This is a genomic window from Cryobacterium algoricola (assembly GCF_004402485.1).
GTDB lineage: Bacteria > Actinomycetota > Actinomycetes > Actinomycetales > Microbacteriaceae > Cryobacterium > Cryobacterium algoricola.
This window is the reverse complement of sequence record NZ_SOFG01000002.1, coordinates 21,876-48,145: the sequence shown is the minus strand read 5'-3', so window position 1 is coordinate 48,145 and position 26,270 is coordinate 21,876. Positions and strand designations below refer to the sequence as shown.

General features: G+C 68.5%; 21 protein-coding genes and 1 pseudogene. 13 read left to right on the top strand and 9 right to left on the bottom strand.

What is annotated here, in order from left to right; all coding sequences use genetic code 11:
• Nucleotides 1-14 precede the first annotated feature (14 nt).
• Nucleotides 15-2,504 carry a glycosyltransferase gene (locus tag E3O44_RS00290; protein WP_134531689.1) on the top strand — a complete coding sequence of 830 codons (2,490 nt, stop codon included), beginning with the start codon at nt 15-17 and terminating at the stop codon, nt 2,502-2,504.
• 37 nt (nt 2,505-2,541) lie between these two features.
• Here E3O44_RS00290 and E3O44_RS00285 read toward each other — a convergent pair whose 3' ends face one another.
• Nucleotides 2,542-4,056, bottom strand: coding sequence for a DUF2142 domain-containing protein (locus tag E3O44_RS00285; protein WP_134531688.1), 1,515 nt, complete (start codon nt 4,054-4,056; stop codon nt 2,542-2,544).
• Nucleotides 4,057-4,517: 461 nt separating this feature from the next.
• A pseudogene (locus E3O44_RS19920) lies at nt 4,518-5,288 on the bottom strand (oligosaccharide flippase family protein); the annotation flags it as partial.
• A gap of 98 nt (nt 5,289-5,386) precedes the next feature.
• Between E3O44_RS19920 and E3O44_RS00275 the strand changes: the two are divergent.
• The 5 genes from E3O44_RS00275 to E3O44_RS00255 all read left to right on the top strand — a co-directional run bounded on the left by E3O44_RS00275 (nt 5,387) and on the right by E3O44_RS00255 (nt 10,679).
• On the top strand, nt 5,387-6,547 hold the full coding sequence (locus E3O44_RS00275) for a glycosyltransferase family 4 protein (RefSeq protein ID WP_134531686.1): 1,161 nt from the start codon (nt 5,387-5,389) through the stop codon (nt 6,545-6,547).
• Nucleotides 6,548-6,602: 55 nt separating this feature from the next.
• The gene (locus tag E3O44_RS00270) at nt 6,603-7,307 is read left to right on the top strand and encodes a glycosyltransferase family 2 protein (RefSeq protein WP_174775011.1); all 705 of its coding nucleotides are present in this window, start codon (nt 6,603-6,605) and stop codon (nt 7,305-7,307) included.
• A complete protein-coding gene (locus E3O44_RS00265; RefSeq protein ID WP_134531684.1) occupies nt 7,304-7,696 on the top strand; it encodes a DUF2304 domain-containing protein in 393 nt (130 codons plus the stop codon). The genes E3O44_RS00270 and E3O44_RS00265 overlap by 4 nt, the downstream gene beginning before the upstream one ends.
• A gap of 216 nt (nt 7,697-7,912) precedes the next feature.
• Complete coding sequence (locus tag E3O44_RS00260; RefSeq protein WP_166792500.1) at nt 7,913-9,505, top strand: DUF2142 domain-containing protein; 1,593 nt, start codon at nt 7,913-7,915, stop codon at nt 9,503-9,505.
• Complete coding sequence (locus E3O44_RS00255; RefSeq protein ID WP_166792499.1) at nt 9,498-10,679, top strand: glycosyltransferase family 4 protein; 1,182 nt, start codon at nt 9,498-9,500, stop codon at nt 10,677-10,679. Before E3O44_RS00260 ends, E3O44_RS00255 begins: the two co-directional genes overlap by 8 nt.
• Here E3O44_RS00255 and E3O44_RS00250 read toward each other — a convergent pair.
• The 3 genes from E3O44_RS00250 to E3O44_RS00240 are packed head-to-tail and all read right to left on the bottom strand — an operon-like array spanning nt 10,655 to nt 13,754.
• Complete coding sequence (locus E3O44_RS00250) at nt 10,655-11,806, bottom strand: glycosyltransferase family 4 protein (protein WP_134531681.1); 1,152 nt, start codon at nt 11,804-11,806, stop codon at nt 10,655-10,657. The two genes, E3O44_RS00255 and E3O44_RS00250, sit on opposite strands and share 25 nt — an antisense overlap.
• Nucleotides 11,803-12,960, bottom strand: a complete 1,158-nt coding sequence (locus E3O44_RS00245; RefSeq protein WP_134531680.1) for a hypothetical protein — start codon at nt 12,958-12,960, stop codon at nt 11,803-11,805. The genes E3O44_RS00250 and E3O44_RS00245 overlap by 4 nt, the downstream gene beginning before the upstream one ends.
• Nucleotides 12,957-13,754, bottom strand: a complete 798-nt coding sequence (locus E3O44_RS00240) for a glycosyltransferase family 2 protein (RefSeq protein ID WP_134531679.1) — start codon at nt 13,752-13,754, stop codon at nt 12,957-12,959. Before E3O44_RS00240 ends, E3O44_RS00245 begins: the two co-directional genes overlap by 4 nt.
• A gap of 136 nt (nt 13,755-13,890) precedes the next feature.
• Between E3O44_RS00240 and E3O44_RS00235 the strand changes: the two genes are divergently transcribed.
• Together E3O44_RS00235 and E3O44_RS00230 are read left to right on the top strand one after the other, a co-directional pair.
• Nucleotides 13,891-15,060: a glycosyltransferase family 2 protein gene (locus tag E3O44_RS00235; RefSeq protein ID WP_241975927.1), complete on the top strand. Its 1,170-nt coding sequence runs from the start codon at nt 13,891-13,893 to the stop codon at nt 15,058-15,060.
• A 2-nt stretch (nt 15,061-15,062) separates the two neighbouring features.
• Nucleotides 15,063-16,055, top strand: coding sequence for a glycosyltransferase family 2 protein (locus E3O44_RS00230; protein ID WP_134531677.1), 993 nt, complete (start codon nt 15,063-15,065; stop codon nt 16,053-16,055).
• Nucleotides 16,056-16,070: 15 nt separating this feature from the next.
• On the opposite strand, the gene E3O44_RS00225 is transcribed toward E3O44_RS00230, so the two are convergent.
• Together E3O44_RS00225 and E3O44_RS00220 are read right to left on the bottom strand one after the other, a co-directional pair.
• The gene (locus E3O44_RS00225) at nt 16,071-17,396 is read right to left on the bottom strand and encodes an O-antigen ligase family protein (protein ID WP_134531676.1); all 1,326 of its coding nucleotides are present in this window, start codon (nt 17,394-17,396) and stop codon (nt 16,071-16,073) included.
• 70 nt (nt 17,397-17,466) lie between these two features.
• Entirely contained in the window at nt 17,467-18,771 is a 1,305-nt protein-coding gene (locus E3O44_RS00220; protein WP_134531675.1) for an O-antigen ligase family protein, read from the bottom strand.
• 92 nt (nt 18,772-18,863) lie between these two features.
• Between E3O44_RS00220 and E3O44_RS00215 the strand changes: the two genes are divergently transcribed.
• Genes E3O44_RS00215 through E3O44_RS00205 form a run of 3 tightly spaced genes read left to right on the top strand, consistent with a single transcriptional unit; the run spans nt 18,864 to nt 21,269 of the window.
• Nucleotides 18,864-20,648: an FAD-dependent oxidoreductase gene (locus E3O44_RS00215; RefSeq protein WP_134531674.1), complete on the top strand. Its 1,785-nt coding sequence runs from the start codon at nt 18,864-18,866 to the stop codon at nt 20,646-20,648.
• Nucleotides 20,645-20,947 carry a rhodanese-like domain-containing protein gene (locus E3O44_RS00210; protein WP_134531673.1) on the top strand — a complete coding sequence of 101 codons (303 nt, stop codon included), beginning with the start codon at nt 20,645-20,647 and terminating at the stop codon, nt 20,945-20,947. The genes E3O44_RS00215 and E3O44_RS00210 overlap by 4 nt, the downstream gene beginning before the upstream one ends.
• A gap of 1 nt (nt 20,948) precedes the next feature.
• Nucleotides 20,949-21,269 (top strand): metal-sensitive transcriptional regulator, encoded by a 321-nt coding sequence (locus E3O44_RS00205; RefSeq protein ID WP_134531672.1) that lies wholly within the window; start codon nt 20,949-20,951, stop codon nt 21,267-21,269.
• Between the two features lie 46 nt (nt 21,270-21,315).
• Here the strand turns inward: E3O44_RS00205 and E3O44_RS00200 are convergent, their stop codons facing one another.
• Complete coding sequence (locus E3O44_RS00200; RefSeq protein WP_134531671.1) at nt 21,316-23,472, bottom strand: hypothetical protein; 2,157 nt, start codon at nt 23,470-23,472, stop codon at nt 21,316-21,318.
• A 150-nt stretch (nt 23,473-23,622) separates the two neighbouring features.
• Between E3O44_RS00200 and manA the strand changes: the two genes are divergently transcribed.
• Nucleotides 23,623-24,954 carry a mannose-6-phosphate isomerase, class I gene (gene manA, locus E3O44_RS00195; protein WP_134531670.1) on the top strand — a complete coding sequence of 444 codons (1,332 nt, stop codon included), beginning with the start codon at nt 23,623-23,625 and terminating at the stop codon, nt 24,952-24,954.
• Nucleotides 24,955-25,008: 54 nt separating this feature from the next.
• Here the strand turns inward: manA and E3O44_RS00190 are convergent, their stop codons facing one another.
• On the bottom strand, nt 25,009-26,046 hold the full coding sequence (locus E3O44_RS00190; RefSeq protein ID WP_255454307.1) for a GlxA family transcriptional regulator: 1,038 nt from the start codon (nt 26,044-26,046) through the stop codon (nt 25,009-25,011).
• A gap of 36 nt (nt 26,047-26,082) precedes the next feature.
• Here E3O44_RS00190 and E3O44_RS19090 point away from each other — a divergent pair, with 36 nt between their 5' ends.
• Nucleotides 26,083-26,223 carry a hypothetical protein gene (locus tag E3O44_RS19090; protein WP_166792498.1) on the top strand — a complete coding sequence of 47 codons (141 nt, stop codon included), beginning with the start codon at nt 26,083-26,085 and terminating at the stop codon, nt 26,221-26,223.
• Nucleotides 26,224-26,270 lie beyond the last annotated feature (47 nt).

Genomic DNA, 26,270 nt, shown 5'->3' with positions numbered 1-26,270 from the left:
CCAGGAAGGCAGTCATGCCTAAGAAGCAGACGGGCGTAGTGTCCGTGGTCCTCGTGAATTTCCGGGGAACGGACGACACCATAGAGGCGATCAGGCAGCTGGGGCAACTCGATTGGCCCTCGAGCCGCCTGGAAATCGTCGTCGTCGAAAACGCGTCCGGTGACGACAGCGCGCAGAGAATCCGGGCCGCAGCCCCGCATGTCGTCCTCATCGAATCGAAGGAGAACCTCGGATTCGCCGGCGGCTGCAACCTTGGTGTCAAATCGGCGTCAGGTGAGTTCCTGGCTTTCTTGAACAACGACGCGAAGCCGGATGCATCCTGGGTGAGAGCCGCCGTGAATCGTTTCGAGAAGGACCCGATGATTGGTGCGGTCGCCAGCCGTGTGCTCGATTGGGACGGGAAGCTGGTCGACTACATCGGGTCTGCGATGACCTGGTTCGGCCAGGGTTATAAGCCCCTCACGGCGCAGCCGATACCGAGCGAGCCAGACGTGGCACGAGACGTCCTCTTCGGCACTGGCTCGGCGATGTTCGTGCGCACGTCCGTGTATGAGGCTCTGGGCGGGTTCGACGAGAGATTCTTCATGTTCTTCGAGGACGTCGACTTCGGTTGGCGACTCAACCTGCTGGGATGGCGTTTTTCCTACGAGCCCGCTTCGCTGGCATACCACAAGCATCACGCGTCAATGACCTCATTCGGTGCCTTCAAGGAGACCTATCTTCTCGAACGCAACGCCCTGTTTGCGCAGTACAAGAATTTGGGGGATGCTGCGCTCGCGAAGATCTTTCCCGCCACGCTGGCGTTGACGGTCCGTCGCGCTGTCGCGCGCGGCAACCTGGACTCGACGTCTTTGGACCTCCGCAAGGGCGGTGACAACGGGCCTAGCGAGGAAGTGGCGCGGCAGACTCTCGCGGGAGTGTACGCAATAGACCAGTTCGTGGAGAACCTCCCGTCCCTGACGACGTCGCGCGAAGGAATCCAGGCGACGCGGGTCGTTGCGGACAACAGCCTGTGGCGATTCTTCGGTGAGACGGATGCGCCGTCGTACCATTCGGAGCACTACCTCGAGGGGTACGAGAAGATCGTGACGGCGTTCGGGGTCACTGACTCGCCGATCCTGACCCATGTGCTCGTCATCACAGGAGACCCCATCGGGGCGAAGATGGCCGGACCGGCGATTCGGGCGTGGAACATGGCTGAAGCCCTCGCACGGGACAACGAGGTCACTCTCGTGTCCTTGGCCGGTGTCGAGCCCGTTTCCGCGCCGTTCAACGTGGTCTACATCAAGCCCGGCGATGATCGTGGCATGGGCAAGCTCGAACAACAGGCCGACGTGATCGTCTTCCAGGGACTCGCCATGGCCTTGTTCGATTCGCTCCGCAACTCGAACAAGATCATCGTTGCGGACGTCTACGATCCCATGCACCTCGAGCAGCTGGAGCAGGGCCGTGAACAAGGACCTGAACAGTGGAACCGTCAGGTGTCCGATGCGACGAACGTGCTCAACGAGCAGCTCACCAGGGGAGATTTCTTCCTGTGCGCCTCTGAGCGGCAGCGGCACTTCTACCTCGGACAGCTTGCGGCGCTCGGGCGGATCAACCCGGCCAACTATGCATCCGATCCAGATCTCAGCCACCTGATCGACGTCGTGCCGTTCGGTCTCAACGAAGTCTTCCCGCCGGCAACGAAACCGGTCCTGAAGGGTGTCCTTCCGGGAATCGGGGCGGACGATAAGTTGCTCCTGTGGAGCGGCGGCCTCTACAACTGGTTTGATCCCGAAACGCTCATCCGCGCGGTCGCTCGGTTGTCGGAGACCCATGACAATGTTCGGCTTTACTTTCAAGGCACGAAGCATCCTCATCCCGGCGTTCCCGAGATGGGAATCGTCGCCGAATCGCGCGCGCTGGCGGCCGAGCTTGGCGTTCTCGACACGGCCGTGTTCTTCAATACCTCGTGGGTGGATTATGCGGAGCGTCACAACTATCTGAGTGAAGCAGACGCCGGTGTCAGTACTCACTTCGAACATGTCGAGACCACCTTCTCGTTCCGCACCCGAATTCTGGACTATCTCTGGGCGGGCCTTCCCATGGTCGTCACCCACGGAGACCATTTCGCATCGCTGGTGGAAGAGGAAAACCTCGGTCTGGTCGTGCCGCCCAAGGACGTCGACGCTCTTGCTGACGCATTGCAGAAGGTTCTCTTCGATGCGGACTTCGCTGCTGTAGCGCGTGCGAACATCGACCGGGTGCGTGCGGAATACGGGTGGAAGACTGTGCTTGCTCCCCTTGTGAATTTTGTCGCCGACGCCAGGCACGCCCCGGACCTGATCCTCAGCGGCGTGGTGAGCTCCGGCGGTTCCAGGAAGGTGCCCCGCCGAGCCCCCGCTCGCCGCAAGATGCACGGGTTCCGCCATGACGTCGGGCTGTTCGTGCATTATCTGCGTGCGGGTGGCCCGCGCGCCGTCGCCAAGAAAATCAGAAGTCGCCTCGGTCACATGCGCTGACCCTGGTCCGTCGTCTGGCTACAAACGGCTGGGACTATCAGGCGAGGGCAGAGGCGGCGGTTTCTCCGGCAGTCGCGTCCTGCGCGCGGGGCCAGAGCAGTATGGCGAGCAGAGCGACAGCTCCGGCGAAGCTGACCGAACCGATGGACCACAACGTCATCGGGGACGGAGCGAAGCCCCACCACCACCCTGCCGCAGTATCCAGATTCCAACTCGTGATATCGGTTCCCGTCACGTATCGGCGGATGTCGGCGTGAAGTGCCAGCGCATTTGCCAGGCTGAGGGCCGCGACGATGACTGTGATCTGGGTTCGGGACAGGCTGAGCGACTGAGTACGACGTTGCAGGAGCGTCAATCCGGCGAGAATGATGATGAGCGGCAGGATGTACCGAGGCTGGACCTGTTCCCCGACAGGGACGCGCGAGCGAACGAGCACGTACGTCGGGATTGCCCACAGGGCGGCGAAGACGAGGATGACCGCCACGGACTTGCGCCGGAAAGTGTGGTGGATTCCGGTGAACGCAATCGAGCAGCACACTGCGATACTGCACAGCCAGACAACGGCCGGCATCGGCGTGTCGAGCCAGCCCAGACCGGACAGGCCAAGGGCGCCCGCCCAGAGCGAGGGGACCTCCATGACATCGGCCACGAAGAAGTGCATCCAGCCTCCTGCCTGACCGGATGGAGACGGCAATCCCGCGCCGGAGACAGCGGACTGCCCGGACGAGAGATAGAAGTAGCTTGATATCAGTACAAGAGCGACAGGCAGAACAAGCGATACAACGAATTTTCGTTCGCGACGAGCGGTGAGAAGCACGACGACGCCGATTGCGATAACCGCATAGACGGCCGCGTCCGCTCGTGCTGCGGCTCCAATGACGGTGGACAGGGCCGCGAGGGTCCCCAGGGCGGCCTTGCGCCATCCGGCGGACTCGAAGTATCCCAGGAGCGCACCCCACAGAGTTCCCGCTGAAATGATCGCCCAGCTGGAAGGATTCGTTGACGGCACCAGGAACATGCCCAGGGGGACAAGGGTGATCGCATAGCCCCAGACGAGTGCCGTGCGACGGTGCCGGGGCAACAGGAGGAAGATCGTCGTGGTCAGGGCAACGAACAGGGCCGCGTTGAATGCTCGCATCAGCATGACGGAGACTGAGAGGTCCGTCCCCGCAAACACTCCCATCACTGAATAGAACAGCGGCGGGTAATCGCCTCTCCAGTTGCCGCGCGGTGTGGCGACCATGGAGTAGGAGTCCGACGAGAGGCCGACCGCCGTCTGGCAGCTCGCGCCCTGGCGCGAGTTGAAGGCAAAGCACGCCGAAGCCCCGAGTGGCCCCGGCACGAGCCGCTTGTCCGGCGTCGCGGCTGGTTCGCAAAGACCGTCCCGGAAGCCATCGCCACACCAAATGCTATTGAGATGAAAATCGTCGTCAGGGCTTGCCCCAACCGGCGATGCCAGCCCCCAGCTCACGAGGGCCAGGAAGACGAACACCGGAGCCAGAATCGTGGCCAGACGTCGCGCATGCACCCTGGGACTCCGAATCTGGATCATTTCGAGAGCTTACCGGGCGAGTTCCTGCCGAGTCCCCCGGCGTGCCGTATCGGCCTGCCCAGCCCCATGGCCACGATGGCAGATGCGCTGAGCAGCGTACCGATGTCATAGGCGGCCACGGCAGCCCAGGCTCCATAGGTCGAGCCGAGGGAGATCGCGATGACGGCGGTGGCGAGGAAACCGAGCGCCGCTGCCGCGGCGTACCGGCGGTCCCGCCCTCTGGCGATCAGGGACGCAGCGGGGACCATCGACACCGAATAGGCAGCGACGCCCAGGAGCAACCACTGCATGTACGGGGTTGCCCCCGCAAACCGTGGCCCGTAGAACAGTCCAATGAGAACGGGAGACAACGCGGCAAGCAGCGTGAACAGGACGGCGAACCCTGCGATTCCCCAGAGAGTGATCCGGCGGTTCGATCGATGGTGCAGCTCCGGGCTGGCGATGATCTGACGCGAATAGTGCGGGATGAGGACCTGATTGACCGACAGGGCGAGCATCGACGCGGGGGTGGCCAACGAAAATGCGGCGGCGAACAGTCCGGAATTCGTCGGGGTGTCGTAAATCCGCGCAATGATCATGACCAGTTGCAGAGAGCCGCCGGCGGCGAGCTGGGCCAGGGAATTGAAGAAGATGAACCTGGTGATTTCCCGGTCCGGAGTTCGGGAGGGTCGGCCGCCGCGGGGCCAGCACAGCATCGCAAAGATTGCGTATCCCGTGGTAAGTGGAAGCAGGAGAAGCCAGGAAACCTGTGACAGGACCACGGCCAGCAACAGTGCGATCGTCAGGATTGACGTCACGGTATCGACGATCGCAACTCGCAGAAAACGAGATTGCCCGAGTGCGGCGCCGCGGCTGAAGGCATAGGACGAGAACGAGACCATGAGGGCCACCGTCGTGATCGCGACGGCGGCGTCGGGAACGATCATCCAGGCGGCGAAAAACGTGCCGATAGCCAGGAACGGAAGCGACACGAGGAATTCGCGCACAAGAATCGGAACGGCCGACTGGGCCGAGCCGTCGGGCCCGGCCAGGAAACGCGATGCGGCTACGCCTGTGGCCGTCGGCCAGAACAGGGACACAAAGACAGACAGGGCAATGAGGCCACTCACCTGGCCCAGAGTCTCCGCGCCGAGCAGACGGCCGACCAGAATCGTGTATCCGAAACGGGCGAGACCCTGCACGAGTGTGCCCGTCGTCGCGAGACCCGTACTCTTGATCAGTGTCGAGGCCACGTGAGAATGCTAGCCGACCGCAGCTTGCCGTCCGCATCTCGACTGCAGCACCGTCTGCGACGCCACGGTGACCGGCGGCACCATTTGGGGGGAGAGACGTGAAGACTGAGGCAGTGACGCCGGCATCTGGAATCCATGTTGCCATCGTCGTCAACAGTTATCCGCCTCGTCTCGGCGGTCTGGAAAGCCACGTCTTCCAACTGGCTACCGCGTTGGCGGTCGCCGGAACCCACGTCACCGTCGTGACGCTCGCACCCCGGGAGTCGGACACGCATGAAGATGGAATCCGAGTGATCCGTCTGCGGATGCATTGGCCCATTGCCTCCGTCATCTCGTTTCCGGGCTGGGGCTCCGGTCGTCGATTGGCGCGGATGCTTGCCGACGAAGGCGTCACCGTCGTTTCCACGCATACGCGTTTCTTCCCCATGTCCTGGGTCGGACTCCGCATCGCTCGACGAAACCACATCCCCGTGATCCACACCGAGCACGGCGCCGGATACGTCCGGTCGCCGTCACGGCTGATTCAGATCGCATCTCGGAGCATCGACTGGACGTTCGGCCGGGCAGTGCTCCGCGGTGCGACGCGCGTTCTCGCCGTTTCCGAGCCGGTCGGTACCTTCGTTTCGACGCTCGCGGGCGTGCCGTCCAGCGTCTTCTACAACGCTCTGAGGCTCGAGGACTGGCCTCGAGGCGAAACGGGCGGGCGCCCTGCTGGTATCGCGTTCCTGGGCAGGCTCGTCGGCGGCAAGGGCTGGGAAATCTTCATCGACGTCGCGGCCGAACTGATTCTGAACCGAGGTTTCGAAGACCTTGCCGTGCACATTCTCGGGGATGGCCCTGACCAGGACGCGGTGCGGGCGCGGATACTCTCCCGGGGCATCGAGCGGTCCGTTCGTCTCCACGGTCATGCCGGCGTGGAAACAATCAGGACGGTCCTCAGCGATTCCGTGCTCGTGAATCCCAGCCAGTTGGCTGAGGGGTTTCAGATCACGCTGCTCGAGGCCGCGGCTGCGGGGGCACAGATTGTGTCGTATCCTGTGCCGTCCACTCTTCCCCTACTTGCGGATGGCGCCCCGGTGCGGGTCGTGACGGCGACATCCCTGGAATCCTTGACCGATGCGGTTGTCGACGCCTTACAGAACCCTCTTCCGGGCATGAAACGCGGGGTGCTCGAGGCGCACTGGTCGTGGCGTGCGCGGGCCGCGGAGTACCTCGAGGTAATCGACTCCCTGGAGACCCGCCCTCGCTCCTCCCCATGAACCCGCGCCTAGACTGGCGCTCGTGGTAGTCAATCTGAAGCACACGCTGATCGTGATGCCCGCCTTCAACGAAGAGGAGTCGGTGGGAGACGTTGTTCGCGAGGTGCTCACCGAACTTCCGGGAGCGGGGTGCCTCGTGGTCGACGACGGCTCCAACGACAGGACTGCGCAGAACGCGCGAAACGCCGGGGCAATTGTCGCCGTCCTGCCGATCAACCTGGGAGTCGGAGGGGCGATGCGTCTGGGGTTCCGATATGCCCTCGAGAACGGATTTACGAACGTCGTGCAAATCGACGCCGACGGGCAGCACGATCCGGCAAGTGTCCAGGCAATGCTCGCGAGACTGGATGGCGCAGACGTCGTGATCGGGGCGCGTTTCGCGGGAAGCGGTTCCTACGAAGTGCGGGGCCTCCGCCGCTGGGCGATGATCGCGCTGTCCTGGGTGATCAGCCGAATTGCCCACACGCCTCTCACCGACACCACATCGGGGCTGAGGGCGAGCGGCCCGCGTGCTGTGCTGCTCTTCGCGAACCAATATCCCGCTGAATATCTCGGGGACACGATCGAGTCTCTCGTGATCGCGGTTCGATCCGGATGCCGGATCGAACAGGTGCCCGTGGCGATGCGGGCGCGATCAGGCGGGGTGCCGTCGCACAATGCCGTGCGATCCGCGGCCTACCTGGCTCGTGCCCTGATCGCGCTCGTGTTCGCGCTGCTCAGACCGGCTGACCCGGCCAACCGACAGGTGCGCACATCATGAACACGACGAGTTACGTCCTCGGTGTGGCTGCGGCCATCTTGATTCTCGTTGTCGTGATCGAACTCCTCCGGAAACGACGGCTCCGGGAACGGCACGCCGTCTGGTGGCTCGCGGCCGGTTTACTGGCCCTCCTGGTCAGCATCTTCCCGGTCAGTCTCGAATGGGCGGCGGGCGTCGTCGGAATTCAGGTGCCGACGAACCTGGTTTTCTTCGTCGGCATCGCGATCCTCGTCCTGGTGTGCCTTCAGCACAGCGCCGAACTCACCAGGGCGGAAGAAAAAGTTCGCTCACTCGCCGAATCGCTCGCACTTGTCGAGCTGCGACTGCGACAAGTCGAAACGCAGCTGTCCAGAGAGACGACTCCACCAGATCCAGACGCCGACGCCTGATGGCACCATCAGCCGAAGCGATCGGCGACCGGCCGTTCGGCCTCCGCTTCGAACTTCATGCCATAGAGTGTGTCGAAGCCTGACGAGACACTCGCGAGCGGTGACGGGCCAATCAGCAGGCGGCGGGCTCGACGCCCATGACGGAAATGGACCCAGACCCCAGTGACCTCCCAACGTGCGGATGACACGCGAGGGGCGGGTGACTCGCGTCCGGCTGTGCTGGAACGCGCACGATTCGCATCCGGCTCGTGGTCTGTCTTCGCCATCGCCTTCGCCATCCTCTTCGCGCTGTCGTCCCTGTGGGCGCTCGCGAGCCCGATCTTCTCCGTGCCCGATGAGAGCGCGCACTCGGTGAAGGCCATCGCGCAAGTGCGTGGAGAGCTGACCGGCCACCCGGTGGAGGGCGTCCGGCATCCGGTCGTCGACCTGCCCGCCGGCTATGCCTACAGCCCGCAGATCCTCTGCTTCGCGTTCTACCCCGACCAGTCCGCGAGCTGCGGGGCAGAGCTGGGCGATGCCACGGGCACTCCCTGGGCGTCCACCTGGGTCGGCACGTACAACCCGATCTACTACTACGCGATCGGTTGGCCGAGCCTGCTGTTCACGGGCAGCGCCGGCGTCTATGCCATGCGACTGATGAGCGCCCTGCTCGCCTCGCTGTTCATCGCAGCGGCATTCCAGATCTCGGTCTCCGTGCGGCGCTCCCGGTGGATGCCCCTGGCCGTCGCATTCATCGCCGCCCCGATGAACCTGTACCTGATGGGTGCGGTCAACCCGAACGGCATCGAGATAGCCTCCGCGCTGACCCTGTGGGTGGCGCTGCTGAGGCTTCTGCAGTCCTATGACCCCGCACGGCCCTGGCAGTCCTCCGTGCCGCGCTGGTACCTCTGGGGGGCTGTCACGGTGTCCTCCGTCGTGCTGGCGAACGCACGCGCCCTCGGGCCGCTCTGGCTGGTGCTCGTGGTCGCCTTCTGCCTGGTCGTGAGCGGGTGGCGGCCGGCCAAGGCACTGTTCGTTTCGGTCCGGAGCTACTGGTGGCTGGGCGCGATCGCGGTCGGCGGCCTGTTCTCGTTGTGGTGGACGCTCAAGGGCGGGAGCCTTTCCGGCCAAGCGAGCGCTACCGACGCCCCCTACGTCGGCGGAACCTTCCTGCAGGGATTCGCCTACGTGATCCGGACGACCCCGGACTTCCTGCAGCAGGCGATCGGATACTTCGGCTGGCTGGACACGCCCTTGCCGGTCTGGTCGTACTGGCCCGCCATCGCCGCGGTCGGGGTGCTGCTCGTGATCGCGTTCACGGCGATGGGCCGGCGTAGCGTGTTGCTGCTGGCTCTTGTGACGGCTGCCGCCTTCCTCGTCCCGGCGCTCGTGCAGGGTTACAGCGTCGCCCAGACGGGCATCATCTGGCAGGGCCGCTACGGGCTGTTCCTCTACCTGGGCGTCCTGGTCGTCGCCGGCTGGCTGCTCTCGGAACGGGATGGCCGTCCGGTGGCCTACCTGTCGTCCCGGATCACCTGGATCGGTGCGGCACTGATCGCCGCCTTCGGCGTGTTGGCGTTCTTCTTCGTGCTGCAGCGCTACGTGATCGGCGGGGCCCTGCCGATCAGCACGATGTGGAAGAACCCGACCTGGCAGCCGCCGCTCGGCTGGATCGTGCTGTTCGGTCTCTACTGTCTCGTCTCCCTCGGCTTCGTCGTGTTCGTCGGCCGGCTCGGCGCGGCGGCGGCCCGGCGAGACCCCCTCGCCGAGGTTCTGGACGGTGAACCGGACTCCAGCGACGCCCTGCCCGACCTGGCCGTCCGTGCCTGAACCGAGAGTCGCGATCGCCTACGACTGCATCTTCCCGCTGAACACCGGCGGCGGCGAGCGGGTCTACCGGCGCATCGCCGAGCTGCTGCAGGACCGGGGCTCCTCCGTCGAGTACGTGACCCGTGGCCAGTGGGCGGAGGGAGAGGCGCCGCAGGCGCCCTTCCCGATCACCTCGGTGTGGCGCGGCGACATCTACGACGCTGCGGGCACCCGCACGCCGGCGAGTGCCGTGGCCTTCGCCCGTGGCCTCTTCACGCACTTCCGGCGGCACCGGCGCGACTATGACCTCGTCATCGTGAGTGCCCTGCCGGTGCTCAACGTGTTCGCGGTGCGGCTCGCGCTCCTCGGCACCCGCAGTTACCTCGTCACCGACTGGCTCGAAGTGTGGAGCTGGCGGAAATGGCGACGCTACTCCGGCCCGCTCGTCGGCACCGTGGCATCCGCCCTGCAATTCGTGGCGCTGCGTCTCGGCGAACTGCACACCGTCAACAGCCGGTTCACCCGCGCCAAGGTCCGGGCGTACCGCTCCGCGGCCGACCCCGTCGTGCTCGGCCTGGTCGACCTCGTCGACGTCGCCGACCGTGCCGAGCCGGGGGCGGATGCCGCCGGCCCGGTCGAGCGCCCAGCCACCGTGCTCTTCGTCGGCCGCCACATTGCCGACAAGCGCCTGACGGACTTGCCCGCGGCGCTCGTCGTCGCGCGGCGCACCGTGCCGGGAGTGCGCGCGACCATCGTCGGAACCGGCCCGGAGACGCCCAACGTGCGGCGCAGCGTCACCGAACTCGGCCTCGACCACGCCGTCGACTTCCTCGGCCGGGTGAGCGAGACGGAGCTGAACGCGCACTTCGCCGCGGCGAGCGTGCTTGTGAACCCCTCCGCCAGGGAAGGGTTCGGCCTCGTCATCGCCGAGGCCGCCGCGAGCGGCACCCCGAGCGTGGTGGTCGCGGGCGAGGACAACGCCGCCGCCGAGCTCGTGCACGACGGGGTCAACGGCTTCGTGGCCGAAAACGTGGGGGCAGAAGCCCTCGGTGCCGCGATCGTGCGGGCGATCGAGGGCGGGGAACCGCTGCGACGCTCCACCCTCGCGTGGTTTCAGGCCGAACGGGTCCGGAGCGGCCTGAGCGCTTCCGTCGGGGAGATCCTCGAACGCTACCGCGCGGCCAGGGCCCGCTGAATCGAGGCTTCGGTCTGCCGGGCGGTGCGCTCCCAGGAAAACGTGGCGGCGCGGGCCAGTCCCAGCGCCGACCGGCGGCGCAGTTCGGCAGGATCACCCAGAAGCGTCGTGATCGACGCCGCGAGTGTCGGAGCATCGAGGGGAGAAACGTAGACCGCGGAATCGCCGGCGACCTCGTGCAGCACCGGGATACTCGAACAGACGACCGGGCAGCCCCGCGACATCGCCTCGAGCACGGGCAGCCCGAAGCCTTCGAAGAGCGTGGGGAACACGACCATCGTCGATTCGGCGTAGAGACGGTCGAGCTCGTCCGCTCCCAGCCAGCCGCGCAGCGACACCCAGGAGTCGAGGCCGAGCCGGGCGACGACCGGGGCGAGGGGGTCGTCGCCGTGGCTGCCGGTGACGACCAGTCGCGGCCGGGCATCGGCGGGGACGAGCGCGAGCGCCTCCAGCAACAACGGAAAGTTCTTGTGCGGCATCCGGTTGCCGACGGCGAGCAGCTGCCGCGGCAGCCGGGCGACCTCGGCGACAGCCGTCTGGTCCTCAGCCGATTCGCGTGCCGCGGGTTGGGATGCGACGGGTTCGGCTGGGCGGGGCAGGAACGGCTTGCCGGCGAGCGGAACCACGTCGATCCGGGCTTCCGGAACGTGCAGGTAGCTCACGATGTCAGCGCGGGAGGCCGTGCTGACCGTCAGCACGCGGCGGGCACCGCGGGCGGCGACCCGGATCATGGTGCGGAGCACGACCGAATACGCACCGGGCACGTACTCGGGGTGGCGGAACGGCAACAGGTCATGCACCGTGAGCAGCACCGGGATGCGCGAGTACACCGGGCCCAGGTTCGCCGGGCAGTGGATCAGGTCGGCGCCGAGGCGGCGGGCGAAGCGGGCGACGCTGAACAGTTCGCCGCGGGCCCAGGCGACCCGGTCCTCACCGCTGATGCCGGAGTCGACGACCTCCCCGGGAAACCAGGAGGTGTCCGTGGCGGCGAGTTCCGTCGAGGCGAGAGCGACGAAGGTCAGGTTCAGATCGGTCGGCCGCAGCCGCGAGTAGAGCTCGCGCACGTAGGACTCCATACCGCCCTTCTTCCCGGTGAAGAAGAGCAGGTCGACGAGGACCAGGCTCACTGGGCAGCCACCGCGAGCCGTTCGGCCACGCGCACCCGATGCCGCCGGGCGAGCTCGTAGACCACGGCGGAAATCAGCTCGGCGACGAGCAGGCCGAGGAACACCGCCGAGAGGTCGTGCAGGGCCAGCCCGATCGCGGCGAGGGCGAAGGCCATCAGGGAGACGGCTGCGCGCAGCCCGGTGAGCAGGCGCGCTTCGCCCATCCGGCGGAGGGTGGCGAAGGGGATGGTGGTCGCGAGCGAGGCCGCGCGCCAGCCGCAGGCGAGCACGAGGGGGAGCAGCACCGCGGAGTTCGTCCAGACGCCGCCGAAGATGAGGCCGAGTGCTCCTGTGCGTTCGAGGACGACGAGGACGACGACGGCGGCGAGCACGGCGCCGCCCGAGACGGCGATGTCGAGCCGGGAATGGGCCTTCAACAGTCGGAGGCGCATGAAGTTGAGCGGGATCGCCAGGAGCCCGGAGACCGTGGCGATCGCGGTGAACAGCACTGCGTCGCCGGGGCCGAGCAGGGCCAGGATCATCGTGTTCAAGAGCGGGTAGATCACGCCGGTGATCGCCGTGTCGGCCACGACCCAGCCCATCACCGCCGGATCGGGGCGGCTCGCCCGGTGGGAGACCGGCAGGCACCGCACGATCGTGGCCCCGGCGATGCCGGCCACGAGCGGGATGAGCGCCCACTGCTGGCCCGCGAATGCTGCGGCGACGCCGCCGAGGGCGCCGAGGCCGACGGCAACGGATGCCCAGATCTCGCGCACATCGAGGCGCTCGGCGACCGAGACCCCGCGACCGACCTCGAGGGCGGCGATCAGGAGCGGAAGTCCGACGCACAGTACGACGGGGTTGGTCGGATTGACCGCGATCACGAGCGCGGCGAGGAGCGCGAGACCGGCGAGCCAGAGGGGGAAGACGACCCGGCGTTCGGTTGCTGCCGAGCTGAGCCGGGACTCGAGCACGACCGCGAAGGTGAGCTGGCCGGCGAAGGTTGCGACCATGACCGCAACGGCGATGATGCCCTGTTCCGGCCGGCTGAACAGCCGCGAGGAGATCGACACCGTCGCTGCGGGGATGACGGCCAGGGACACGCCGCCGAGCAGGGTGATCAGGCTCATCGTGGCCTGGCGCAGTCGCACGGGGGAGGGCAGGTCCGCGGTCATCGGGTCACCGCCGTGAACGTGCGGTTGCGGTCGAGGGTATGCCCGAGCATGCCTTCCAGGCGGCCGAGGAAGACCCACCACCCGTCGGCGGGTTTGTTCGTGCTGTGATTGCGCAACCCGAAGAACAAGCCTCCGCCGAGGAAGGCGAAGCGCCACCACAGCGGGTACCGCCACCGGGTGACGAGCCGGCCCAGGCCGCGTCCGTAGCCGCGCAGTTTGCGGCGGCGTTCGGCGCTCGTCAGTCCGCTCGGGTCGGCGATCCCGCCAACGAAGAGGGTGCCCGGCTGCCAGGCGAAGTCGATGTCTGGTTCGGCGCGCAGGAGTGTGAGCAGCAGGTCGGTGGCCTCGCCCGCCTGCCAGGGCGTTGGCGCCCCCGTGCCGATCTCGGGATCGAATCCGCCCAGCGCATCGAACACGTCACGGCGGATCAGGATGCCCATCTCGATGACCGTCCACACGGTGCGCTGGTCGAGCGCGGTGCCGGGAGCGGGCAGCACGAATTTCGGGCCGTTCTCGTCGACGACGGTGAGGGCGCCGGCCCGGAGCCCGTTCGGCAGGCTGCGGAGCCGGTCGAGCGTGGCCGGCGGAAACCACGTGGTGTCATTGGGGAAGTTGAGGAGCCGGCCCGGGTCGTCCGGCAGGGCGGCGACGCCCGCGTTGCGGCCACGAGAGGCGCCAGGGGGCGACGTGGTGACCGAAATGCGGAAGGTCGATGAGCCGAACTCCGCCGCCAGGGCCTGCACCTCCGGGAGGTTGCGCTGGGCGACGACGACAAGGGCGTCATCTGTTTTCATCTGGTCAGCAAGGGAATCGAAGAGTCGTCGCAGGCTCTCGACACGGCCAAGCGTTGACACAACGAGTCCAAGGTTCACAAAGCACAGTCTGTACGATAAAGGAGCCTTACCAACAATGACGGGACCTGTTTCACGCATGCCACTCACCGAGACCCTCGAACTTTCGATCCTGATGCCGTGCCTCAACGAAGCCGAAACCCTCGCGGTGTGCATCGACAAAGCACAGGCCTATCTGGAACGAAGCGGGATCTCCGGTGAGGTGCTCATCGCCGACAACGGCAGCACCGACGGGTCGCAGGAGATCGCCGCAGCCCACGGCGCACGCGTCGTCGCCGTCGCGGACAAGGGGTACGGCAGCGCGCTGATCGGCGGAATCGCCGCCGCCCAGGGCACGTACGTGATCATGGGCGACGCGGACGACAGCTACGACTTCAGCAACCTCGACGGGTTCATGGACCGGCTCCGGGCCGGCGACGAACTCGTGATGGGCAACCGCTTCCTCGGCGGGATCGAACCGGGCGCGATGCCCCCGCTGCACAAGTACCTCGGCAACCCGGTGCTGTCCTGGATCGGACGGGTGCTCTTCCGCTCGCCGATCAAGGACTTCCACTGCGGCCTGCGCGGCTTCAACCGCCGCTCGATGCTCGCGCTGCACCTGCAGACGACCGGCATGGAGTTCGCCAGCGAGATGGTCGTGAAGTCGACCCTCGGCGGCTCCCGGGTCAGCGAAGTGCCCACGACCCTCAGCAAGGACGGGCGCAGCCGCCCGCCGCACCTCCGCAGCTGGCACGACGGCTGGCGCCACCTCCGGTTCCTGCTGATCTTCAGCCCGCGCTGGTTGTTCCTGATCCCCGGGACCCTCGGGTTCGGAATCGGCATGATCGGGTCGGTGCTCCTCAGCGCCGGGCCCATCGTCGTCGGGCCCGTCGGGTTCTACGCCTCGAGTCAGGTCTACCTCGCGGCGCTCTCGGTCGTCGGCTACCAGGCCGTACTGTTCGCCATCCTGACCAAGATCTACGCCCAGCACGAGGGCTTCCAGATTCCCCGAAGCCGCAACTTCGACCGCCTGCAGAAGAGAATCAGCCTCGAGAGCAGCGCCATCGTCGGTGCGCTCGTGTTCATCCTCGGCCTCGGCATCGCGATCGCCCAGCTCGCCGGCTGGGCCGCGAGCGGCTACGGCGCACTCGAGGCGGATGCGGCGATCCGTGGCGCCGTCCTCGCTGCGCTCCTGATGATGCTCGGCGCGCAGACGGTGATGGCCGGGCTGTTCCTCGGTGTGCTGTCGGTCGGCCTGAAGCGCGTCTAGCCGTGCCCCTTTCGGTCTCCGTGGCGCTCTGCACCCACAACGGTGCTGCTTTCGTCACCGAGCAACTGCTCAGCATCCTGAACCAGTCGCGGCCGCCCGCCGAGATCGTGGTCTCCGACGACAACTCCACGGACGACACCCTCGCCGTCATTGACCGGGTCTGGTCGGCCTGGCGGGCCGAGCACCCGGCCGTCACCCTCGCGGTGCGGATTCTGCGGAACCCGGTCGCCCTCGGCGTGACCGCCAACTTCGAGCAGGCGATCGCGGCCTGCACGGGCGACCTGATCGCGCTGAGCGACCAGGACGACGTCTGGCACGCCGACCGGCTCGCGAAGATCGCCGCGGTATTCGAGCGCAGGCCCCAGCTGGCGCTGCTGCACACGGATGCCCGACTCGTGGACTCGGACGGGCATCCGCTGGGCGTCACCCTGCTCAACACCCTCAGGGTCTCGTCGGCGGACCGGTACGCCGTGCATTCCGGGTCCGCCATCGACGCGCTGCTGCGCCGGAACATCGTGACCGGGGCGACCCTCGTGCTGCGCCGCGACCTGGCGGCCCGGGCGCGGCCGTTCCCGGCGGAGTGGGTGCACGACGAGTGGCTCGCGATCGTCGCCGCGGCGACGGGCACGGTCGACCTGCTCGAGGAGCCCCTCGTGGACTACCGCCAGCACGACGGCAACCAGATCGGGGCGTCCTCGCTGGACGCCGCGGGCCGGCTCGGCCGCCTGACCGCGCCCCGGACCGCCCGCAACGCCCGGCTGCTCGCCCGTGCCCGGGCTCTGCAGGAGCGCTCGGTGGCCCTCCGCCCGCGGCCGTCCGCGGACGTGCTGGGACGGATCAACGCGAAGCTCGCCCACGAGCGGATGCGCAGCGGGCTGCCGGCCTCGCGGCTGCGCCGCCTGCCCCCGGTGTTTCGGGCCTGGAGCGCCGGCGACTACTCCCGCTTCGGCCTCGGCCTGCCCGACGTGCTCCGGGACCTCACCCAGCCCGTCTAGTTGCGCGTCGACGGCTCACGCGGGGTAGTCGACCTCGTCGTCGGTCTCGGGTGGGCGGGGCTTGGGCTGCAGGGAGCTCCGCCAGCTCTTGCCCTGCGCGGCCACGAGGGCGCAGATCAGGAACAGCAGCCACCCGGCCTCTGCGAGCACGGTGCTCTCCGCGAGGCTCGTGACGATCAGCACCACGAGGATGAGCGGCGCCCACGCGTAGACGAGGGTGCGCTTGTTGGAGGCGAGCACCCAGGATCGCCAGAAGGCGAGCACGACGAGGATCAGGAAGCTCAGGAAGCCGATCAGGCCGACCTGGAAGTACACGTCGAGGAAGGCGTTGAGCCCGGTCTCGTAGTGGCGGTGGGTGCTGAAGTCGAGCCAGCCGTACGGGGTCGCCGTGCCCGGCCAGAGGCCGGACCAGCCCCAGCCCTCGAGCGGGTGCAGGCCCACGAGGCGCCACATCTCCCGCCACAGGGTGGCGCGCACGCCGAATTCGCTGCGCGCGTTGAGCCCTTCGACGATCGCCCCGCGGGTGAGGAAGGCGACGACCCCGGCGGCGACCGTCAGTCCCAGCAGGGCGAACTGCAGCAGCCTGCGACGCGGCTGCGGCGTGTTGCGCAGCCAGGTCAGGGCGAGTCCGGCGAGGCCGACGAAGACCGCGACGACGAAGATGACCGGTGACCCGGTGAGCAGGAGGCAGGCGGTCGCCCCGATCAGCGAGGCGATCCCCACTCCGCGCCGCACCGACCGGGTCCGTAGCTCGATGACGAACGTGACACCCGCAACGAGAGCCGCGAAGCCGAGCGCGTTGCGGGAGCCGAAGATGCCCTGGATCGGGCCGAGTTCGTCGAGGTGCCCCTGGATGTCGAGGAACCGGATCGGTGCGTCGAGCAGCAGGCCGGCGACGATTTCGAGGGCGAGGGAGGTCGCGAGCAGCACCCGGAGCACGTCCCCGGTCGCCCGCACGATCTGGATCATGGTGCGCGCGAGCACGATGTAGAGCGCGAGGAACGCGAAGGCGAGCTGGTAGATCAGTCCGATCGCCGTCGCGAACGGGTACCCGGTCCAGAGCAGGGACAGCGCGCACCAACCGAGGAACACCAGGATCGAGATCGGCAGCAGCCCGTGCCACTCGATCTGTCTCCTCCGGGCGACGAGGGAGAACCCGGCAAGGACGACGAGCCCGCCGAGCACGCCGATCAGGCCCGGCCAGCCGACCAGTCCGCGCAGGAACACCGCACCGAACGCCGTCGCGATCGTCGCCTGGGTCAGCGCCGCGGCGAAGTGCGGTCCGCGGAAGAGCCGCATGAGTGCCCTCGGCAGTTCGGGGGAGTGCGCGCGGGAGTTCATGGGCTTCCTAGGGTACCCGCCGGCATCCGTTCGGCCGGGTCCCGTCGGTCGTCGACGGCCAAGCGGATGTCTACGGCATCGGCCGGTTGAGGACCTGCTGCCGCTTCGTCGTGACGCTGACGAGCACGAGGAGCACCCACCCGTATTCGATGAGCAGCCGGCTCTCGGCGACGCTCTGCGCGATGAGCGCGGCCATCAGGAGCAGCGGGAGCAGGGCGGAGACGGTGTAGGGGGCGGTGTCGGCGACGCTCGTGCGCGGGCGGTCGACGGCGAGGAACCAGGACCGCCAGAGGGCCCCTGCGACGATGGCGAGAAAGGCGAGGAGGCCGATCACCCCGACCTGGAGCCAGACGTCGAGCCAGGCGTTGTGCGCCTGGAGGTAGACGACGCCCTTGCGGCTCGCGAGGCCGGCGAACGGTTCGGCCCACGGTACCCAATAGCTGACCCACCCCCAGCCGAATGCGGGGCGCTGCACGGCGAGGTCGGTGACGCTCGCCCAGATGTCGAGGCGGCCGGTGAGGTCCTCGCTCTTTCCGAAGAGGCCGAGCAGCCACGGCGACAGGGTCGCCACGGCGACACCGCACGCTACGACGAGGCCGGCGGCGGCGAGATAGACCGGCCGGCGGCGCTGCGGGCCGCGGCGGCGGGTCCAGAGTGCGAAAAGCAGCACGATCGCGACGAAACCGGCGGCGAGGGTGACCGTGGCCGAGCGGGTGAGCACCAGCGCGACCGCGGCGGCGGCGAGCCAGGCGATGCCCCAGCCGCGCCGAACAGAGCGGGCCGCGAGCTGCACGGCGAAGACGATGACCGCGAGGAGCGCGACGAAACCGAGCAGGTTGCGGTTTGCGACGATGCCCTCGATCGGGCCGCCGTGGAAGAGCAGTCCGCGGGACCAGTAGAACGCGTCCGGGATCTTCTCGCCGGGGTAGGACACCCAGAGCGGGAGCACGGGCTGCCGCACGAAGGCGCCGACGATCACCTCGAAGAGCAGCGAGAGGGCGATGACCCAGCGGAGCGCAGCGGCCAGGGTGCGGAGCAGTTCGGCCCAGCTGAGCACGAGGGCCAGGAAGAGCGCCGCGATCGTCGTGGCCCAGAGCACGGCGACGCCGATGGCCGAGGCGCCCGGGTAGAACGACCAGGCGATGGACAGCGTCGTGATCACGAGGAAGACGCCGATCGAGCGCGGGAACTTGGCCCACACCCAGTCCGGCTTCAGGCGGGCGAGCAACACGACGCTGCCGACGAAGACGACGAGCGCGATGGCGCCGAAGCCCCACCAGCCGAGCAGGTTGCGCCAGAATTGACCGGCGAGGGCCGTGAAGAACACGAGCGTCGCAAAGGACCGGACGACGAGACGGCTCTGCACGGCGGGCATGAGTCCTAGAGTACTGCCGGGGTTCCCTCGCGGTTGCTGCCGGGTGTCGGGCCACCCAGACAAATTTATACCCATGGGGGTATAGTTCTGCCATGAAGATTCTTATTGTGGGCGGAGTGGCCGGCGGCATGTCGGCCGCGACGCGGATGCGCAGGCTCGATGAAGCGGCAGAAATCATCGTATTCGAGCGGGGGCACTACGTGTCCTTCGCGAACTGCGGGCTGCCCTACTATGTGGGCGGACTGATCGAAGACCGGTCGGCGCTGCTGCTGCAGACGCCGGAGTCGCTCGCGAGTCGCTTCCGGCTCGACGTGCGAATCGACCACGAGGTCACCGGCATCGACCGCGCGGCCCGGACGGTCAGCGTGCGCGACACGGTCACGGGGCGGATCAGCACCGAAGGCTACGACCGGCTGGTTCTCGCGGCCGGGGCGACCACGCGCAGTGTGCTTCCTGCCGGGTCCGACGTGCCGCTGTACACCCTGCGCACGGTCGACGACGTCGACCGGATCACCGCGCTGCTCACGGAGGCGGCCGGGCCGGGCGGTGCGGTCGAGGTCTCCGCCGTCGTGATCGGCGCCGGCTTCATCGGCCTCGAAGCCGTGGAGAACCTCGTCCGGCGCGGCGTGCACGTCACGGCCGTCGAATTCGCCGGCCAGGTGCTCGGGCCGCTCGACCCCGAGATGGCGGCCCCGGTCGCCGCGGTGCTGAAGGCGCACGGCGTTGACGTGCGGGTGGACACCTCGGTGCGGAGCGCATCCGCCGGTCGCGTGACGCTCAGCGACGGAACGGATGTCGCGGCGGACCTGATCATCGAGGCGACCGGAGTGCTCCCAGACACCTCTCTCGCCGCCGCGGCCGGTCTGCGGATCGGCGAGAGCGGCGCGATCTGGGTGGACGACACCCAGCGGACGAGCGACCCGCTGATCTACGCCGTCGGCGACGGCGCCGAGAAGATCGACGCGATCAGTGGTGGGCCGACCCGGATCGCGATGGCCGGGCTCGCGAACCGGCACGGCCGCGCCGCCGCGGACAGCATCGCCGACAGCGCCGGCGACAGCCTTGCCGGCGCGCCCGGGGTCGCCGTCGCCGCGGAGCCCGCCTTCGGCGTCGCGATCGTCGGCGTCTTCGGGACGACCGTGGCCATGGTCGGCTGGAGCGAACGCCGCCTGCTGGCCACCGGCCGGGCGCACCGGGTCGTGCACACCCACCCGAGCGACCACGCCGGCTACTACCCGGGGGCCGAGCCGATGTCGGTCAAGCTGCTCGTCGATGCCGCGACGGACGCGATCCTCGGCGCCCAAATCGTGGGCGGTCACGGGGTCGACAAGCGGATCGACGTGATCGCGACGGCGATGGCCGGCGGCCTGACGGCATCCGCTCTCAGTCGGCTCGAGCTCGCCTATGCGCCGCAGTACGGTTCGGCGAAGGACCCGATCAACCAGCTCGGGTACGTCGCGGACAACCTCGTGGCCGGCACCACGCGCAGCCTGCAGTGGCACGAACTGCCGGCGGCGCTCGCCGCGGGCGAGACCCTGGTCGACGTGCGCACGGCGGGGGAGTTCGCCGCCGGGAGCATCCCCGGGGCCGTCAACGTGCCGCTCGACGAGCTGCGCGACCGGTTCGGCGAGCTGCCGGCCGGGTCTCTCGTGGTGCACTGCCAGGTCGGGCAGCGCGGTCACACCGCGGCGCGGTTGCTCAGCCAGCTCGGCCGTGAGGTGCGTAACCTCGACGGAGGCTACAAAACCTGGGCAGCGGGGGCCGCAGCGCTCGCCGCATCGCCGCGCGCCGCGGTTGCTTCGGCTCCTTCGGCCGCTTCTGTTCTCCCCGTTTCTCCCTCTGCTCCTGCTCTCCCCACCGAAAGGATCGTCGCATGAAGGAAATCACCGTCACGGAACTCGCCGCGCTCGACCACCCCGCCGTCGTCGACGTGCGCGAACAGGCCGAGTACGACTCCGTCCACGCCGAGGGAGTGCAGTTGATCCCGCTCGGCGAGCTCGTGCAGCGCCTCGACGAGGTGCCACGCACGGGACCCGTCTACGTGGTCTGCCACCTCGGCGGGCGCAGCGCCCAGGCGACCGGCTTCCTCGCGGCGCAGGGCATCGACGCGATCAACGTCGTCGGCGGCATGGACGCGTGGCAGCGCGCCGGGCTGCCCGTTTCCGGAAAGGCTTGAAATGACCACTGAAACTGTCGCCGTAGCGGATGCCGCTGTATCGGCTGGCGCTGCGCAGGGGGCCGCGCACGCCGCGAACCAGAAGAAGATCCTGAACCGGCTGCGCCGGGCCCAGGGCCAGCTCGGCGCGGTGATCGCCGCGGTCGAGTCCGGCGGCAGCTGCAAGGACGTCGTGACCCAGCTCGCCGCGGTGTCGAGCGCCCTCGACAAGGCGGGCTTCGTGATCGTGTCGACCGCGATGCGCGACTGCATCGACAACCCGGACACTCCCAACGCGCTCACGGTCGACGAGCTCGAAAAGCTCTTCCTCACCCTCGCCTGACCCCTCGCGCCCGCCCCGGACCACCGGTCAGGGGCGGGGCGGGGCGTCAGCGGCGGGTGAGGTGGGTGACCGTGAAGCCTCCGGGGGCGACCGTGACGGATGCCCGCGCCGGGTTCCCGCGCTCATCCGCGTGGACGACGGGCCGGCCCGCGGCATCGTACGCGGCCTGCTCCAGTCGGAACCCGCGCGGCACGAGCACGGGCCGCACGATGGACTCCCGCGCGGCGCTCACGTACAGCGTCGAATCGCCGGCCGCTCCGGTCACCGTGACCGTCGACACGAGCGGCTGCAGCAGCAACGCGTCGATCGCCGCCGCCCCGCTCGCAGTGCCCGTGACCGCGGTGGCCCCGGCCGGTAGCGTGCGGGACAGTGAGAGCGGAATCAGGCGGCCGGGGGCATCCGTGATTCCCTGCGCCCCCGCGCCACCGTTCGCCGTGCTGCCGAGCGTTGCCCGGGCGGATGCCCAGCTCGTGTTCCCTGAGCGGGCTTCGGTCTGGTTCACGATCGGGTAGACGTTGCGGGCCTGGTCGCTCGCCGGGACCGGGACGCTGAGCGACCCGCCCTTCGTGAGGCTCACGAATGCACCGCCGGAGAGGTTGGCCTCGCCGGTCCACGCCGATGCGGGCGTGACGACCGAGCCGCCGGTGATCGTGCCGGACTCGGCTTCGACGACGCTGAGTCCTGCGGTTGCGACGGTCTTCTCGATTCCGAGCGCCTTGGCCCTGAGCTCGGGGTTCGCGTCGAGGGCGAGCATGGTCAGCAGGGTGTGGATCGTGGATTCGGCGCCCGAGTTCGGGTTGACCCGGCCGTCGCGCTCGATGCCGTCGATCGCGGCGCCTGTCGCCGGATTGTAGGTCGGGAGGCCGCTGCGGTTGGCGCCGAAGAACCAGCCGGCGTAGATCGCGGCGACGTCGAGGAGACCGGGCGCGTTCGCGGCCGTCGCGGTCGCGACGAGACCCTCGACCCGGGAGTCGACGCCGTAGGCGATCTGCGCCTCGCCGGGGGTCGGGCTCCACGCGTTGTCCGCCCCGCCAGCGGCGAGGAGCTGCGGGGTGAACTGGGCGGAGTCGGCGACGGCGGCTTTCAGCAGGTCGGGCCGGCCGAGCACGGTCGAGGCCGTCGCGACGGCGGCAGGGGCCAGGCCGCCCCAGGCATGCCAGAGCGACTGTGACTTGTTCCACGGGAGAATCGCGCCGAACGGCCACTGGGTGACCGATCCGGAGGACATCGCTGCGACGCCCTCGGTCAGCCGGGTGAGCGCGGTGCGCACCACGGTGTCGCCGGGGTCGGCCGCGCTGAAGGCGGCGAGGCCGAGAGCGGCCTCTGCCGAGGCATCCGCCCCGCCGGCGATGAGCCAGGCCGGGACCTTCACGCCGTCGGCGACGTCGAAGGTGCCGTACCGGGCGAGGGACTGTCGGTTGAGCGCGTCGAGGCTGAGGTGCAGCCGGTCCTGGAGGAAGGCGGCGAAGGCGGGGTCTGCGCCGGCGCTGGTTCCCGCGAAGGCCGCGTAGCCCTCGCCGAGGGCCCAGAGGGTGCGGGCGACCCAGTACGACTCCGCCGAGTCGCTCGGGTCCGGCAGCTCCTTGGGCGTTGCGCTCGGGGTCAGCGTGCCGTCGGCCTGCTGCCAAAGCACGACGTTGCCGGCGTTCGGACCGGTCGCGGTCTGCAGATAGGTCAGGGCGCGCAGGGTCTGCACGGCGTGGTCCCGGCTCGCCGCGTCGCCGGTGAGCTTCCAGTGCCGCAGGTAGACGACGGCGGTGCGGGCGATGTCGTCGGCGTTGTATGCGCCCTGGGTCCAGTGGCCGGTGGCGGCATCGAGGGAGCCGCCGCCGATGCGGGTGTAGCTGCCGTCGGCGTTGCGGTTGGCGTAGGTCCAGGGGGCCAGCGCCGTCGGCTGCTCGGCGAGGCGCCAGGTCGTGTGCTCAGCGGTCTGCGCGAGTGGAACCTCGTCGAGCAGGAAGTTCAGGTGCGCGAGGTTCGTGAGCGGCTGGCCGGCGGCGGCGGGGGCGGTTGCGGTGTCTGATGCAGCGGATGCGGCGGGCCGGCCGGGCTGCGCTGCCGCGGCTCCCGCGCCCGCTCCCCACAGGAGCAGGGCGACCGCGCTCGCCAGGGCGACGGAGCCCAGGGTGGATGCGCCCAGCGCCGATCGGCGTCGGGCGGATCGAAGCGGGGTGGGACGGAAACGAACGGCATTGTGCGTCATGGGTGACTCTCCTTCGAGTACTGAACCGGTTCAGCACTCCCCACTAAACCGGTTAAGGTCGGGACTGTCAAGGACGGCCGTCGCCGGGCATCCGTGGTGGCCTTGATAGTTTGGACTCAACCGAGTCGTACGAGACGTACAGGAGCAGTCATGTTTGTGGGCATCAGCAATACACCGCGCGACTATGCGTGGGGCTCGACGACCGCGATCGCGGGACTGCTCGGCACGACTCCCTCCGGCAAGCCTGAGGCCGAACTCTGGCTCGGGGCGCACCCGGGGTCGCCCTCCGTGATCACCGACCCCTCGCGCACGGGCGGGGCGGGAAACCTCGTCGACTGGATCCTCGCGGACCCCGCCCGGGCGCTCGGCTCAGCGCTCGTGGCGGAGGAGAGCGACGCGGGGTCGGTGCCGCCTCGGTTGCCGTTCCTGCTCAAGGTCCTCGCCGCAGCGAGCCCGCTCTCGCTGCAGGCGCACCCGACGAGTGAGCGCGCGCGCACCGGCTTCGCCCTGGAGAACGCCGCGGGCATCCCCCTCGACGCTTTCGACCGCAACTACCGCGATCAGTTCCACAAGCCCGAGATCATCTTCGCGCTGAGCGAGACCTTCGAAGCGCTCTGCGGCTTCCGCGAGCTCGGAGAGGTGCGTCGCATCGTGGGGGAGCTCCGCGCCCTCGACGCCGCATCGGAGAACCCGCAGCCCGGTGCCCTCGACGCACTCGAGAGCCGGTTGCTCGGCGACAGCGGCCTCCGCGACACCGTCGACTGGCTGCTGCGCGACGGCCGCGGCGGCGACACCGGGGAAGTGGCCTGGCTCGTCGAGCGCGTGGTCGGCCTCGCGCAGGACGCCGTCTACCTCGCGGAGGGCGGCGCCGCGATCCGGTTCCCGCTCGAACTCGCGACCGTGCGCGACCTCGCCCTGGCCTACCCGGGCGACCCCGGCATCGTGATCTCCCTGCTGACCAACCGGGTGTCGCTCAAGCGCGGCGAGGTGCTCTACCTGCCGGCGGGCAACATCCACGCCTACCTGCTCGGGCTCGGCATCGAGCTGATGGCGGCCTCGGACAACGTGCTCCGCGGCGGCCTCACCCCCAAGCACATCGACGTCGACGAGCTGCTCGACGTGCTCGAGTTCTCCCCGGTCCCGGTGCCCTACCTGGCCCCGATCGTGCACACGCCCGGCGTCTCCGAGTACCGGCCCGATGTCGCCGACTTCGCGCTCGTGCACATCGAGGCCTCTGCGGCGGATACTGCCGCTCCCGCTCCCGCCGCCGGTGCCGCCGCGGTCACCGCCGCCGGTGTCCCGATGCGCCAGTTCACGCTCACCGGACCGGGAATCGCGCTCTGCACGGCCGGAGGCTTCCTCGTGGCCGGTGCGACGGCATCCGTCACCCTGAAGCGCGGCGAATCGGTCTACATCACCCCGGACGAGGGCACTCTCACCTTCGCGGGCGCCGGAGACGTCTTCCTCGCCACCACTCCCTAGTCCCTGGACCCCCTGACCTTCTGGTCGACCTGGTCGACGCGAGGTGCCGCTCGGTCAGCCGGCGCGGCGGGCCCCGAAGGTGCGCCGGTACGCGGTCGGGGTGGTTTGCAGCACCTTCAGGAAATGGTGCCGCATCACGGCGGCACCGCCGAACCCGGTGTCGCCGGCGATCTCCTCGAGGCTGCGCGAACTCTCCTCGAGCAGCTGCTGCGCCCGAAGCAGGCGCTGCCGGTTGAGCCAGGCCGTCGGCGTCGTGCCGAGTTCGGCGCGGAAGCGCCGGGCGAAGGTGCGCGGCGACATCAGCGAGCGCCGGGCGAGCTCCTCGACGGGCAGTTCGCGGTCGAGGTTCTCGAGCATCCACGCGGTCACGCTCGCGAACGAGTCGCTGTCGAGGTCGACGACCGGCGCCTCGATGAACTGACACTGGCCGCCGTCGCGCTGGGGCGGCACGACCATCCGCCTCGCGATGTTGTTGGCGACGGATGCCCCGAGCACCTTCCGCACGATGTGCAGGCACGCGTCGATGCCGGCCGCAGTCCCTGCTCCCGTCACCACCCGGCGGTCCTCGACGAAGAGCACGTCGGGGTCGACGCGGGTCTCCGGGAATGCCCGCGCGAGCGCATCCGTGTACATCCAGTGGGTCGTGCTGCGGCGGCCGTCGAGGATGCCCGCCTCGCCGAGCACAAACGCACCGCTGCAGACGCTCAACACCCAGGCGCCCCTGGCCTCGGCGTCGCGCACGGCCTGGAGTATGGCGGGATGCACCGGCGTTCCCTTGTCGTATGCCGGAATCGCGACCAGGTCGGCGTCCGCCGCCGCGGAGAGATCCTCGGTGACGATGATGTCGAAGCCGAGCTTGGTGCGGATCGGCCCCGGCTCGGCGGCCGTGACGTGGAAGTCGAAGACGGGACCGCCGGTGTCGCTCCTGTCGATGCCGAAGACCTCGCAGATCACGCCGAACTCGAACGGCGCCATGTCGGGCAGGGCGATGCAGACGACCTTGTTGAGCGCGGCGGGGGCTGGCGCGGCGAGCATGAAAACCTCCGGAAACAGCGTTGGCAGGAAATAGTCGAACACTGGCAAGACTGCCACTCGCGGCAGGATATCGCAATGCCTAGAGTTCCTGCCATGATGACATTCCTGGTGGTTCTTCTCGCTCTTCTCACGCTCTGGAGCACCGTCGCGACGTTCAGCACGGTGACCCGCGACGGCTACGGCGACCCGCAGATCGCCCGGCGCACCCACGGCCCCGACGACGACTGGCCCTGACCTGCGCGCCCTTTCCGCCGCTTCGCGCCTGGCACGCCTGGCGCGAA